Annotated in this window: 12 protein-coding genes and 2 tRNA genes; 9 read left to right on the plus strand and 5 right to left on the minus strand. The window is 67.0% G+C overall.

Annotated features, from left to right (window positions below):
* Positions 1-53: 53 nt before the first annotated feature.
* On the minus strand, positions 54-1892 hold the full coding sequence (locus D477_RS16930) for a phosphoenolpyruvate carboxykinase (GTP) (RefSeq protein ID WP_005272486.1): 1839 nt from the start codon (positions 1890-1892) through the stop codon (positions 54-56).
* 305 nt (positions 1893-2197) lie between these two features.
* On the opposite strand from D477_RS16930, the gene D477_RS16935 reads away from it, so the two are divergent.
* The 3 genes from D477_RS16935 (at position 2198) to sigJ (ending at position 3913) form a co-directional block, all read left to right on the plus strand.
* A tRNA-Arg gene (locus tag D477_RS16935) sits at positions 2198-2274 on the plus strand.
* Positions 2275-2472: 198 nt separating this feature from the next.
* Positions 2473-3021, plus strand: coding sequence for a carboxymuconolactone decarboxylase family protein (locus tag D477_RS16940; protein WP_005272489.1), 549 nt, complete (start codon positions 2473-2475; stop codon positions 3019-3021).
* Complete coding sequence (gene sigJ, locus D477_RS16945) at positions 3011-3913, plus strand: RNA polymerase sigma factor SigJ (RefSeq protein WP_005272492.1); 903 nt, start codon at positions 3011-3013, stop codon at positions 3911-3913. Before D477_RS16940 ends, sigJ begins: the two co-directional genes overlap by 11 nt.
* A 50-nt stretch (positions 3914-3963) precedes the next feature.
* Here the strand turns inward: sigJ and D477_RS16950 are convergent, their stop codons facing one another.
* Positions 3964-4485: a SixA phosphatase family protein gene (locus tag D477_RS16950; protein WP_005272494.1), complete on the minus strand. Its 522-nt coding sequence runs from the start codon at positions 4483-4485 to the stop codon at positions 3964-3966.
* A gap of 74 nt (positions 4486-4559) precedes the next feature.
* Here D477_RS16950 and D477_RS16955 point away from each other — a divergent pair, with 74 nt between their 5' ends.
* On the plus strand, positions 4560-6008 hold the full coding sequence (locus D477_RS16955; protein WP_005272497.1) for a dihydrolipoyl dehydrogenase family protein: 1449 nt from the start codon (positions 4560-4562) through the stop codon (positions 6006-6008).
* 67 nt (positions 6009-6075) lie between these two features.
* Here the strand turns inward: D477_RS16955 and D477_RS16960 are convergent, their stop codons facing one another.
* Entirely contained in the window at positions 6076-6930 is an 855-nt protein-coding gene (locus D477_RS16960; protein WP_005272500.1) for a winged helix-turn-helix domain-containing protein, read from the minus strand.
* Positions 6931-7429: 499 nt separating this feature from the next.
* Positions 7430-8065: a uracil phosphoribosyltransferase gene (gene upp / locus D477_RS16965; RefSeq protein WP_005272501.1), complete on the minus strand. Its 636-nt coding sequence runs from the start codon at positions 8063-8065 to the stop codon at positions 7430-7432.
* Between the two features lie 61 nt (positions 8066-8126).
* Here upp and tadA point away from each other — a divergent pair, with 61 nt between their 5' ends.
* The 3 genes from tadA (at position 8127) to D477_RS16980 (ending at position 9898) form a co-directional block, all read left to right on the plus strand.
* Positions 8127-8618 (plus strand): tRNA adenosine(34) deaminase TadA, encoded by a 492-nt coding sequence (tadA, locus tag D477_RS16970; protein WP_005272503.1) that lies wholly within the window; start codon positions 8127-8129, stop codon positions 8616-8618.
* A 62-nt stretch (positions 8619-8680) separates the two neighbouring features.
* Positions 8681-8770 (plus strand) — tRNA-Ser (locus D477_RS16975).
* Positions 8771-8854: 84 nt separating this feature from the next.
* Complete coding sequence (locus tag D477_RS16980) at positions 8855-9898, plus strand: tellurite resistance/C4-dicarboxylate transporter family protein (protein WP_043847463.1); 1044 nt, start codon at positions 8855-8857, stop codon at positions 9896-9898.
* Between the two features lie 8 nt (positions 9899-9906).
* On the opposite strand, the gene D477_RS16985 is transcribed toward D477_RS16980, so the two are convergent.
* On the minus strand, positions 9907-10698 hold the full coding sequence (locus D477_RS16985; protein WP_005272506.1) for a ZIP family metal transporter: 792 nt from the start codon (positions 10696-10698) through the stop codon (positions 9907-9909).
* 69 nt (positions 10699-10767) lie between these two features.
* On the opposite strand from D477_RS16985, the gene D477_RS16990 reads away from it, so the two are divergent.
* Together D477_RS16990 and D477_RS16995 are read left to right on the plus strand one after the other, a co-directional pair.
* On the plus strand, positions 10768-11610 hold the full coding sequence (locus D477_RS16990) for a thioesterase family protein (RefSeq protein WP_005272508.1): 843 nt from the start codon (positions 10768-10770) through the stop codon (positions 11608-11610).
* 167 nt (positions 11611-11777) lie between these two features.
* Positions 11778-12710, plus strand: a 933-nt coding sequence (locus tag D477_RS16995; RefSeq protein WP_005272511.1) for a flotillin family protein, incomplete at its 3' end; no start/stop codon positions are given.

Below are 12710 nucleotides of genomic sequence, written 5' to 3' on the forward strand. Positions count from 1 at the left end.
CAGAGGAGGCCCCGACGCTATGGTCGGGGCCTCCTCCGCTTGCTTAGTGCGGATCAGGCGAAGCGTTCCTTCAGCTCATCCAGCTGGCTGGACAGCTCGGCCGGCAGGGAGTCGCCGAAGCGGGCGAACCACTCTTCGATGCCCTTGACCTCTTCCTGCCATTCCTTCGGATCCACCTTGACGGCTTCCTCGACGTCGGCCGGGGTCATGTCCAGGCCGGTCAGGTCCAGCGAGTCCGCGGTCGGGATGTAGCCGATCGGGGTTTCGACGGCGTCCGCCTTGCCTTCGAGGCGCTCGATGGCCCACTTCAGCACGCGGGAGTTGTCGCCGAAGCCCGGCCAGGCGAAGCCGCCGTCCGCCGTGCGGCGGAACCAGTTGACCAGGAAGATCTTCGGCAGGCGCTCCTGGTTGCCCTTGCCCGAGACCGTGATCCAGTGCTTGAGGTAGTCGCCCGCGTCGTAGCCGATGAACGGCAGCATGGCCATCGGGTCGCGGCGGACGACGCCGACGGCACCGGCCGCGGCGGCCGTGGTCTCGGAGGACAGCGTGGCGCCCATGAAGATGCCGTGGGCCCAGTCGTGGGCCTGCGTGACCAGCGGAACCGTGGTCTTGCGGCGGCCGCCGAACAGGATCGCGTCGATCCGGACACCCTCGGGGTCGTGGTATTCCGGTGCCAGCATGTCGACCTGGTCGATCGGCGTGCAGAAACGCGAGTTCGGGTGCGCAGCCGGGCGGCCGGAGTCCGGCGTCCAGTCATTGCCCTGCCAGTCGGTCAGGTGCTCCGGCACTTCCTCGGTCATGCCTTCCCACCAGACGCCTCCGTCGTCGGTCAGCGCGACGTTGGTGAAGATGGAGTTGCCCTTGGCAATGGCGCGCATGGCGTTCGGGTTGGTGCCCCAGCCGGTGCCGGGGGCCACGCCGAAGAGGCCGAACTCCGGGTTCACTCCGCGCAGTTCGCCGTCTTTGCCGAAACGCATCCAGTTGATGTCGTCGCCGAGCGTCTCGGCCTTCCAGCCCTCGATGGTCGGGTCGAGCAAGGCCAGGTTGGTCTTGCCGCAGGCCGAGGGGAAGGCTGCCGCGATGTGGTAGCTCTTGTTCTCCGGGCTGGTGAGCTTCAGGATCAGCATGTGCTCGGCGAGCCAGCCCTCGTCGCGCGCCATGACGGAGGCGATGCGCAGCGAGTAGCACTTCTTGCCCAGCAGCGCGTTTCCACCGTAGCCGGAGCCGTAGGACCAGATGGAGCGCTCCTCGGGGAAGTGCACAATCCACTTCTCCTCGTTGCACGGCCACGGCACGTCCTTCTCGCCCGGTTCCAGCGGAGCGCCGACGGAGTGCAGGGCCGGAACATAGAAGGCGTCCGTCTCTTCCATCTTGCGCAGTACGTCGGTACCGATGCGGGCCATGATGCGCATGGAGGCGACCACGTAGGCGCTGTCGGTGATTTCGACGCCGAACTTGGGATCCTCTGCGTCCAGGTGGCCCATCACGAACGGAATCACGTACATGGTGCGTCCGCGCATGCTGCCCTTGAAGCGATCCTTCAGGATGCCCTTCATTTCGGCCGGATCCATCCAGTTGTTGGTGAAGCCGGCATCGCGCTCGTTCTCGGAGCAGATGAAGGTCCGCTCCTCCACACGGGCCACGTCCTTCGGGTCCGAGGAGCCCGCGAAGGAGTTCGGGAACAGCTCGGGGTTCAGGCGCTTGAGCGTGCCGGCCTCGACGAGTTCGTCGGTGAGCCGGGCGAATTCGGCTTCGGATCCGTCCACCCAATAGACGGAGTCGGGCTGCGTCAGCTCAGAAACTTCGGCAACCCAGGCCAGAAGCTTGGCGTGTGTAGTTGGTGCATTCTTGAGCGATTCGTCAAGAAGCGGCTGACGCGCAGTAGTGCCCATGACTCTTCCCTTCCATCGGGCCAGTGGTGTTTATCGATGGTATGGGGCCAAAACCCTGCGCCATTGTGATGGTAAGTACACTTGGCTGGAGAAATCGGGCAGCCGACGCTTGATTCCGCGGTTTTCCCTCATTTCAAGAGCCGGGGATGTGATTAAGGTCATATAGACCGGTCTAGTTCACATTCCTTCGCGTGGGACCTTCGGCCCTAAAAACCGCGCCATTCCGCGGAAGACGGAGGGGTCGCCAGTTCGATTTGGTGACTGGGAGGTAAACACGCTAGAGTTATATCCGGCCGCGAGGCCAAGCGCCCATAGCTCAGCTGGATAGAGCGTCTGTCTACGGAACAGAAGGTCAGGGGTTCGAATCCCTTTGGGCGCACCATGAAGTGGGGCCCGGTCATCGACCGGGCCCCACTTTCCGTTTGCCCGCCGTTGCGTGCACGGCCTTCCGCCGGCCCGATTTCACGGCCGCACGCCGCGCTGCCCGTCCCCGTCTTCCGCGCTCATGTCACACTCCATCGCTGGAGCGGTGTCTTCCTTGCATCCCCAGCCCACCGAGGCTGCGACACGGAGGAGAACCATGGCACGCATACCGTTGGAACACACTCCCGGCCTGCTCCTGAAAATCATGGCCGGCTACAGCAGGCGAAAGTACGGCGAGGTGCTGGACCCCGGCCTGGCCATGCTGCACAACCGCAGGGTCCTGTTCGCTTGGCTTCGGCACGAAAGTGCGATCGCCAGGTTCAAGACCGTGCCGCCCACGCTCAAGGCGCTGGCCGTCATGGGCGCGGCCACCACAATCGGCTGCAGCTGGTGCCTGGACTTCGGCTACTGGGAATACCACCACCAAGGTGTGGCCCCGGCCAAGCTGCGCGCCGTTCCGGAGTGGCGGACAAGTACCGTCTACACGCCCTTGGAGCGCGCCGTCCTCGAATATGCCGAAGCAATGACTGCCACGCCGCCGTGTGTTTCGGATGAACTCGTGGATAGGCTGAAGCAGCATCTGGACCATGCCCAGCTGGCGGAACTGACCTATCTGATTGCAGTGGAGAACCAGCGTTCGAGGGTCAACGCGGCCATGGGCCTGGACAGCCAGGGCTTCAAGGAGACCTGCAGCATTGGAGACTGAAATGGCGACGGCGGAAGCCAACCTGGACGTGTTCCAGCACCACCGGGGGCAGCTCTTCGGAGCGGCCTACCGGCTGTTGGGCAGCGTGGCCGACGCCGAGGACGTACTGCAGGAGGCCTGGCTGAGGTTTGCCGACGTCCCCATGGACGAGGTCAGGGAGCCGCGGGCCTACCTGCTGCGGACGGTGACCAACCTGGCACTGAACCAGATCCGCACCCAGCAGCGCCGCCGCGAAGAGTACATCGGCCCGTGGCTGCCCGAGCCGGTCGGCGCCGTGCCGCGCACCGCTGCGGCTGCTGCACCGGACGACGCAGCCGTGCTGGCGGACGACGTCTCGATGGCCATGCTGATCGTCCTGGAGCAGCTCACCCCGTTGGAGCGCGCCGCCTATATCCTGAGCGATGTCTTCGGCTACCAGGCCCCCGAGATTGGCCGGACTTTGGACCGGTCGCCCGCCGCTGTGCGCCAGCTCATCTCGCGTGCCCGCGCGCACGTATCGAGCGGGCGTGCGAGGAACCAGGTGGACCCCGCCTTGCACCGGCGGATCACTGAACAATTCCTGCTGGCCGCCAGCACCGGCGTCTTCGAACCGCTCCTCGGGCTGCTGGCACCCGAGGTGGTGTTGACCAGCGACGGCGGCGGGCAGAAGTCCGCGGCCCTCCGGCCCATCGTCGGTGCCGAGAAAGTGCTGCGCTTCCTGCTCGGTGTCACCAGCAAGCCGGATACGCCGTTCCAGCTCCGTATCGCGGAGGTCAACGGGCTTGCGGCCCTGATCGCCGTCGACAGCAGCGGAGCAGTGGACACAGTGGCGAGTTTCCGGATCGAGGCTTCCTTGGTGCGGGAGATATTTATCGTGCGCAATCCGGACAAGCTCCGGCACATCCACGCCTAGTCCGACCGAATACGCCCTGCCTTCCTCGAGGCCAACATCCGACGGCGTGCTCAGCGGCGCACCACGAACGCGGTGACTTTGGCGTCCCTGCCGTCCAGCTCCGCCCAACTCTTGCCGTGCTCCAGGACTGTGAGGCCCGACGTCGGATAGTGGCTGGCCATGTCCATCACGGCTTCCTCGTCCGACTCCACTGAGGCCAGCCGCATGGCCAGGTCCTGCACCGCCGGCATGTGGCTGATGACCAGCAGGCTGGTGATGGTGTCCGGGAGCTGGTTGATCTCGCTGAGCACTTCCGTGGCGGTGGCGTCATAGAGGGCGTCGGACAGCAGCGGCGTCGGCGCCTTTTCGCCGAGCTCATGGCAAACCCACGTGCACGTCTGCCGCGTCCGCAGTGCCGAGGAGCAGAGGATGAAGTCCGGGACGTGGTGGTGCTTGACCATCCAGCGGCCGATCATGGGCGCCTCATTGTGCCCGCGCTTGGCCAGCGGCCGCTCGTGGTCCTCGACACCGAGCGGCCAATCGGACTTGGCGTGGCGCATGATCATCAGTTTCCGCAGGTGGTGGCCGCTCATGCCTGCCAGTCTATTGCCGGCGCAGATGAGGCACAGGCCTTGTGCCACCCCGCGGCGACTGCAAGGCTCGCTCCATGACCAATCCAACCCTGGCTGCGGACGTTGTCGTCATCGGCGGCGGTGCCGTCGGCGAGAATGCCGCGGGCCGCACCGCAGCGGCGGGCCTGAAGACCATCCTCGTGGAAAAGGGCCTGGTGGGCGGCGAATGCTCCTACTGGGCCTGCATGCCGTCCAAGGCGCTGCTGCGGCCCGGGGCGGCCCTGGCCTCCGCCCGGCGGGTGGACGGGGCGAGGCAGGCCGTTACCGGCGTGCTCGACCGCAGCGCCGTGCTGGAGCGGCGCACCCGATTCACCTCCGGCTGGCAGGACTCGTCACAGGTGGACTGGGTGCGGGATGCCGGAATCGAACTGGTGCGCGGGACCGCGCGGCTTGCCGGCGAGCGGCTGGTCGAGGTGACCACGGACGAAGGCACCACGACCGTCGAGGCGCGCCACGCCGTCGTTTTGGCCACTGGCTCCGTTCCCTCGGTGCCGCCCATCGACGGCCTGGACAGCGTTCCGTTCTGGGGCACCCGGGAAGCTACCGCGGCCAAGGACGTCCCGGGCAGCCTGCTGGTGGTCGGCGGCGGGGTTTCCGGCGCCGAGCTCGCGCAGGCCTTCGCCCGGCTCGGCTCGGACGTCACGCTGGTGGCCCGCGGCGCCCTGCTCTCGAACTACCCCGAGCCCGCACAGCGGCTGGTCGAGGCGGGGCTGCGGGCAGACGGTGTGGACGTGCGGCTGCACACCTCCACGAAGGCAGCGGCTCAGGACGGCGACGGCATTCAGCTGACGCTCTCATCAACCAACGACGGCGGCGCGGCCAGTTCCACGGTCAGCGCGGCGAAGCTTCTGGTCGCCACCGGGCGCCGGCCGGGCCTCGCGGGCCTGGGGCTGGAAAAAGTCGGGCTGGTACCGGAGGGGCTGCGGACCGACGCCACCGGGTTGGTCGCCGGAGTGGCCGGCGGGTGGCTCTATGCGGTGGGCGATGCCGCCGGCAAGGCGCTGCTGACGCACCAGGGCAAGTACCAGGCGCGGGCTGCCGGGGACGCGATCGCGGCCCGGGCGTCGGGAACCCTGCCACCCGAAGAGGAACCGGCTGCATGGAGCAAGTACACCGCAACGGCCGACGAGGCTGCGGTGCCGTCGGTGGTCTTCACCGATCCCGAAGTGGCCATGGTCGGCCTCACCCTCGGCAAAGCGCAGGAGCGGGGCCTGCACGCCTCGGCCACTGAACTGCCGATCGCCGTCGCCGGTTCCTCGCTGCACGCGGACGGCTACGACGGCTGGGCCCAGCTGGTTGTGGACGAGGAGCGCAAGGTACTGCTCGGCGCCACCTTCGCCGGGCCGGACGTCGCCGAACTGCTGCATGCGGCGACCATCGCCGTCGTCGGTGAAGTCCCGCTGGACCGGCTCTGGCATGCGGTGCCGTCGTATCCCACGATCTGCGAAGTCTGGCTCCGCCTGCTGGAGGAGTACGGCCTTTAACAGCCAGCGCGCCCGCAGTTCCGGCGGGAACTGCAGGCGCGCTGCGAAGGCAGGAGCGGCTGCGTGCCTAGATGGAGTATTCCGGGGCGGCCCAGACCACAACCTCCGGGTGCTCGTAGAACCGGTAGCCCTGTCCGCGCACGGTGCGCACGGTGTTGGCCAGGCGGCCCAGCTTGGAGCGCAGCCGGCGGATGTGCACGTCGATGGTGCGCTCATTCGGCACCTCCTCGGCGTTCTTCCACAGCCCGGAGAGCAGCTCATCGCGCCCGACGGTCCGCGACGCGTTCTCCACCAGGTAGTTCAGCAGCTCGAACTCCTTGAAAGTCAGGTTCAGCGTCTCACCGTCCAGGTGCACTTCCCGGCGGGACAGGTCGATCAGTACGCCGCTGGGGCGGGTGGCCTGCTGGGCCGGCTGCGGTGCGCGGACCGTCTCCTGGCGGGGGCGGCGGCTGACGGTGGGGTCGCCGAGTGCCTGCCGGACGACGTCGATGTTGTCGCCGGGGGCATCGGCCGGGGCCAGGGCGACGGCGGCATGGCTCTGCGCGCCGGGCACGAGGCTCTGGACGTAGGAGCGGATCTGCGAAGCCAGCTTCGTGAGGGACGTGCCCGCGGCCGAGGCGGCGGCCTCGTCGAGGCCTACATACAAAACAAACCCGCGGGCGGCCGTGTCTGCCGACACTGCCTGCGGGCCTGGTACGCCATTGGGGGTGACCACCGGAGTAGGCGCGGTGGTCGGGGCGGCGCTGTCGCCGTCGTACTGGCCGGGAACAGAACGCAGCACGCGGTACTGCTGCTGTCCGGGGTGTCCGGTGGACTGCTGGCCGCCGTACGGCGGCCGGGCAACACCCTGGCGCTGCGCTGCGGCAGCGCGGTTCTGGGCATTACGGACGGAGATGTGGACGTATCCGGATGAAACTGACATGTTCCCTAAAACCTCATTGGTGAATGGCCGTCATCGCGGCGCGAATGCATTGTGTGCCCGCACGGGATGCTTTTGCCCGCCATTGGACAGTGGATTTTTGCCTGAATAACTCGCAGGGTGGGGAGTTAGGCCTGCATTCGACAACAGCACATGGTCCAGCCGGCATGGAGACCGGAGGGGATTGCTGCCTGCGCAGGTGCCGTTGAAATGTTGTTCACGTCTCTGAGTTTCGCCGTAATATTCCGTACGTGCAAGTAACAATAGGCGTTTCGTCTCATTATGTGAGACGCAAGCGCTTAACTATGTTCCAACTCACATTCCTCGTCCTGAATAAATATGAACAGCATTCTTAGGTTTACCGGACGATGGGCTGCATAAATATGCAAGATAGTGGGATCTGTCAAGGGTTTGAACGATCACAAGTCCGTCTAGCATGCAAGTGGCTCACTATATGGACAGCAAGGCTTGGGCCAGCGGCCGTCCGAGCCCGCGGCGCGTGCTATCCGGCGACGCCGTACAGCCGGTCTCCGGCATCACCGAGGCCTGGAACGATGTAGGCCTTCTCGTCCAGCTTCTCGTCAATGGAGGCCACCACAATGGTCACATTGCTGTCGCCGAGTTCCTCTTCCAGTACCGTCAGCCCCTCGGGTGCCGCCAGCAGGCAAATGCAGGTCACGTCTGCGGCGCCGCGGCGGAACAGGAACTTCACCGCTTCCCGGAGTGTGCCGCCGGTGGCGAGCATCGGATCCAGCACGAAGACCTGCCGGCCGGTCAGGTCCGCCGGCAGCCGTTCGGCGTAGGTGATCGCCTCCAGGGTTTCCTCATTGCGAGCCATTCCCAGGAAGCCGACTTCGGCGGTGGGCACCAGCTTGGTCATGCCCTCCAGCATCCCGAGGCCGGCACGCAGGATCGGCACCACCAGCGGTGTGGGCTTGGTGAAGGCCGTCCCGACGGTGCGGGTGACGGGAGTTTCGATCTCCACGGGCTGGGTGTGCACGTCCCGGGTGGCCTCATAGGCGAGCAGCGTGACGAGCTCTTCGGTCAACTGGCGGAACACCGGTGACGGAGTGGTCTTGTCGCGGAGAACAGTGAGTTTATGGGCAACAAGAGGATGGTCCACTTCGAGAACGCGCATGCCACAAAGCTACCGGCGGCCCCTGCCGAGCACAAACATCCCGTCCTGCGAGAATGAGGCCATGACCGAAGTTGCCCGGCGGCACGAGACTTGGATGGAACTGGCGCTGGACCAGGCCCGTGCGGCACTGGACACAGCAGATGTGCCGATTGGCGCCGTCGTTATTGGTCCGGACGGTACCGCGATCGGCACCGGACGGAACGAACGCGAAGCCCGCCACGACCCGACCGCGCACGCGGAACTGGTCGCCATCCGCGAGGCCGCCGAGGCCCTTGGCTCGTGGCGGCTGGACGGCTGCACGCTCGTGGTCACGCTTGAGCCTTGTGCGATGTGCGCCGGGGCCATCGTGCTGGCGCGGTTGCCCGTCGTGGTCTTCGGCGCGTGGGACCCCAAGGCCGGGGCCGCCGGCAGCGTCTTCGACATCCTGCGCGAACGCCGGCTCAACCACTGGGTCGAGGTGTATCCAGGTGTGCGCGAAGAGGAATGCGGGGAGATCCTGCGCCGCTTTTTCGAGGCGCATCGCGGGCAGCCCGCCCCGCCCGCACCGCTTTAATCCGGTCCGCACCAGGACGTTTTGGGGCATCGGGGCATCACCCGGTAAAGTTGGTATGCGTTGGTGACGTGTCCGAGCGGCCGAAGGTGCAACACTCGAAATGTTGTTTGGTGTAACAGCCAACGTGGGTTCAAATCCCACCGTCACCGCCAGCTAAGCAGCCCGCCCCGGTTTGTCCGGGGCGGGGCTGCTTCCTTTAACCATCCTGGCCGGGGGTGCGGCCGTAAGCTAGGGCCGTGGTAACGGGTTTGCGGGAAAGGGCCGACGGCGCCGTCGCCTCCTTGGCGCCGGGGTATTTCGCGCTCGTGATGGGCAGCGGAATCGTATCGGTGGCGCTGAAAATCCAGGGCTTCGACGTGGCCTCGGCGGTGCTGCTCGCCGTGTGCGCGGCCGGCTACGTCCTGATTCTGCTGCTGCACCTGCTGCGCCTGCTCCGGCACCGCGTGCAGCTGCGGGAGGAGTTCCACGATCCGCGCCGCGGCTTCGGGTTCTTCACCTTCGTGGCCGGGACCAACGTGCTGGGCATCAGGCTTTCGATGGAGGGGCAGATCGGCTGGACGTCGGCGCTCCTGCTGCTGGGCTTCGCCGCTTGGCTGGTGCTGGGTTACGTTGTGCCATGGACCGCTGTCCTCGGCCGCACGTCGCGTCCGGTGGTGGCGACGGCGAACGGCACCTGGTTCATCTGGTCCGTCGCCAGCCAGTCCTGCGCCGTGGCCGCTGCGACCCTCGAGCCGATGCTGCCGCTGCTCCGCCGCGAACTCGCGGTCCTGGCGGTCTTCTCCTGGTCCGTCGGCATTTTCCTCTATGCCGCCTGCGGCATCTTCGTGGCGCTGCGGATGATGCTGTACAAGCTGCGGCCCGAGGACCTGACCCCGCCCTACTGGGTGGCGATGGGCGCCATGGCCATCAGCGTGGTTGCCGGCGCGCGGATCGTCGAGATGGAGGACGCGCCGATGGTCACGGCCACGCGGGGCCTGGTGGGCGGCTTGTCCGTGGTCTGCTGGGCCTTCGCCACCTGGCTCATTCCGCCGCTGGTGGCCGCGGGCTGGTGGCGCCACTTCCGGCACCGTGTTCCACTGCGCTACGAGGCCACCTGGTGGAGCATTGTCTTCCCGGTGGGGATGTACGGCGTCGCGTGCCTGACGCTGGGCGAAGCGGACAACCTCCCGATCGTCGGCGGGATCGGTGCCGTGTGGCTCTGGGTCGCCTGCGCCGTCTGGCTGACCGCGTTCGCCTTCATGTGCCGGCACCTTTGGCACAGCGTGCTGCTGGGGCGCTGACGAAAGGCTCAGGCCAGCGACAGGACGAACGAAAGTACGAAGCCTGCGGCCGTGCTGAGTGCCACGGCAGGCCCGCCGTGCTCGTAGGCTTCCGGCATCAAGGTGTCCGCAAGCGAGGCGATGACGGCTCCGGCGGCGAACGCCAGCGGCAGCGAGATGGTTTCCGGGCTCGCCCCGGACAGCGGCCCGGCACCGACCACGACCGCAGCGACCAGCAGCAGCCCGGCAACCAGCCAGAGGCCGATCGTGGCCCCGGCGGATCTGCCTTCGCTGCGCATGGACGCCGCGCCGACCAGCGATTCGGGCAGGTTGGAGACAAAGATCGCCGCGAGCAGGGCGAGGCCGCCGGTGCCTTCATTGAGCGCGACGCCGAGGGCCACGTTCTCCGGTACTCCGTCGAGAGTGACGGCCGCCAGCAGTGCCATGCCTGCCGCGCCGCGGGTCGAGGCCGTGGACGGGGCGCGTTCTGCCGCCGCGGCGTTGGTGTCCAGCTTCGCACTGCCCCGGTGCTCGTCGGCAGGGACGGTGCGGGATCCGGCCTGCGCCCAGCGGTCCAGCAGCGCGCTCAGCACAGTGAATACCACCGCGCCGGCGAACAAACCGAGAGCGGCCCGCCAGATTCCGCCCTGCTGGTAGGAGTCCTCGAATAGTTCGAAGGCCAGCGCCGTGATCAGCGCGCCGGAGGCGAATGAGAGCAGGATGGCCAACACTCGCTTGGGCAACTCGAACCGCACACCGATCAGCGATCCGAGCACCAAGGCGCTGGACGCCACGAGACCGAACAGGATTGCCGTCCCCACGCCGCCAGTATAGGAGCGCCGCCGCCTGCGCGGAATAGCGTTCCCCGCACCGCTCACTACAGTAGAACCATGCCTGACTCCATCATGACTTCCATCACCGACCACCTCGGTATCGACGGTGCGCCGGTCCCGGACTCCTACTATGTGCGGCTCGATGGAACGCGCTTCCACTCCACGCTGCATTCGCAGGGCGCCTGGAATGACCACGAGCAGCACATGGCACCGGCGTCCGGGCTGCTCATCCACGCGGTCCAGCACAACCATCCGCGGCCGGAGATGGCCCTGAGCCAGGTGACCTTCGAGATTCTCGGCATCATCCCCGGCGGCGAAATCGAAGTGACCACGGAGGTGGTCCGTCCCGGCCGCACGATCGAACTGATCGAGGCCACGCTCAGCGGCAACGGGCGTCCGGCCATCCGGGCCTTCGCCTGGCGGCTGCTCACCGGAGACACTTCGGAGGTAGCCGGGGGCGACGGCGGAGCGTTGCCTGCGCCCGCTGCCTGTCCTCCTGCTGCGCTCCAGTCGGTCTGGCCCGGTGGCTACATCCGCTCCACCGAGATCCGCACTGTGGCGGACCGCGGTCCCGGAAACGGCGCTGCCTGGATCCGCAGCCCGTACGCCCTGGTCGACGGCGAGGATTCCGCTGTGGTGGCACGTTTCCTGACGTTCGTGGACACGGCCAACGGCATTGCCGTGCGGCAGGATCCGAAGGAGTACATGTTCCCGAACGTGGACCTGACCGTCCATCTGTTCCGCCAGCCCATGGGTGACTGGACGGGTCTGGACACGCGGGTGCATTTCGGTCCCGACGGCGTCGGGCTCACCGCATCGGACCTGTACGACGAGCAGGGCCTGGTCGGCCGGGCGGCGCAGATCCTGACCGTCCGGAAGTTCCCCTCCACAACCGGCTGAGCCGGCCGAACGCGACGGAAGTTTCCACAGCGCCGGTTACGGCCCGGTAACGTCAGTCCGGCGGGGGGCTAGGATCGAGGCGGGGGTACCGGCCTGATTGCGGTCTATGGCGGTAGCCGCATCATCCGTCCAGTCTCAACGAAAGTCGCAGTGCCATGGAACTTGGCTTGTTAGCCGTCATAGTCATCGTTGCCCTCGTCGTCGTATTCGGAGTCATGCGGGCCTACCGCGTCGCCGGCCCGTCCGAGGCACTCATCATCACCGGCCGCGGCGGCCAGGACGACCAGAAGGTCGTCTCCGGCGGCCGTGTCATCGTGTACCCCTTCGTCCAGCGCGCCTACACGATGTCGCTCGCCTCACGGCAGATCCGCGTGGACATCGAGGGCATCTCCAAGAACGGCATCCAGCTCCAGCTGACCGGTGTCGCCCAGGTCAAGGTCGGCGGGGACGATGTCTCCATCCGCCGTGCCGCCCAGCGCTTCCTGAACCAGCAGGACCAGATCGACCACTACACGCAGGAGATCCTGGCCGGCTCGCTGCGCGCTGTCGTCGGTACGCTGACCGTCGAGCAGATCATCCAGGACCGCGCCTCCTTCGCCGCCTCGGTATCCGAGGAGGCCGAGCACTCCATGAACAACCAGGGCCTGGTCATCGACACCTTCCAGATTTCGTCGGTCGACGACCAGGGCGACTACATCAACAACATGGGCCGCCCGCAGGCCGCCGAGGTGGCAAAGCTGGCGGCCATCGCCGAGGCGCAGGCTACCCGCGAGGCCTCCGAGGCCCAGGCCCTGGCCGACGAGAAGGTCGCCATCGCCCAGCAGGCATTGGCCCTGAAGCAGGCCGAGATCAAGGAAGAGACCGACGCCCGCCTGGCGATCGCCAATGCCGCCGGCCCGCTGGCCGAAGCGGCCCAGCAGCAGCGCATCCTGGAACAGGAAGAACTGGTGGCCGTCCGGCAGGCGGAGCTGAAGGCCAAGCAGCTCGATACCGAGGTCCGCCGCCCGGCCGACGCCGAGCGCTACCGCCAGGTCCAGGTGGCCGAAGCCGCCAAGCAGCCGCGATGCTCGCCGCCGAGGCCGAGCTGGCACGCCGCCGTG

Source organism: Arthrobacter crystallopoietes BAB-32, from assembly GCF_000328305.2.
Lineage (GTDB): Bacteria > Actinomycetota > Actinomycetes > Actinomycetales > Micrococcaceae > Crystallibacter > Crystallibacter crystallopoietes_A.

Coding starts and splice junctions, on each gene's coding strand:
- tadA (WP_005272503.1), top strand. CDS start 8,127: ATGACCGAAGTTGCCCGGCGGCACGAGACTTGGATGGAACTGGCGCTG.
- upp (WP_005272501.1), bottom strand. CDS start 8,065: ATGCGCGTTCTCGAAGTGGACCATCCTCTTGTTGCCCATAAACTCACT.
- D477_RS16950 (WP_005272494.1), bottom strand. CDS start 4,485: ATGAGCGGCCACCACCTGCGGAAACTGATGATCATGCGCCACGCCAAG.
- D477_RS16955 (WP_005272497.1), top strand. CDS start 4,560: ATGACCAATCCAACCCTGGCTGCGGACGTTGTCGTCATCGGCGGCGGT.
- D477_RS16940 (WP_005272489.1), top strand. CDS start 2,473: ATGGCACGCATACCGTTGGAACACACTCCCGGCCTGCTCCTGAAAATC.
- D477_RS16960 (WP_005272500.1), bottom strand. CDS start 6,930: ATGTCAGTTTCATCCGGATACGTCCACATCTCCGTCCGTAATGCCCAG.
- D477_RS16930 (WP_005272486.1), bottom strand. CDS start 1,892: ATGGGCACTACTGCGCGTCAGCCGCTTCTTGACGAATCGCTCAAGAAT.
- D477_RS16990 (WP_005272508.1), top strand. CDS start 10,768: ATGCCTGACTCCATCATGACTTCCATCACCGACCACCTCGGTATCGAC.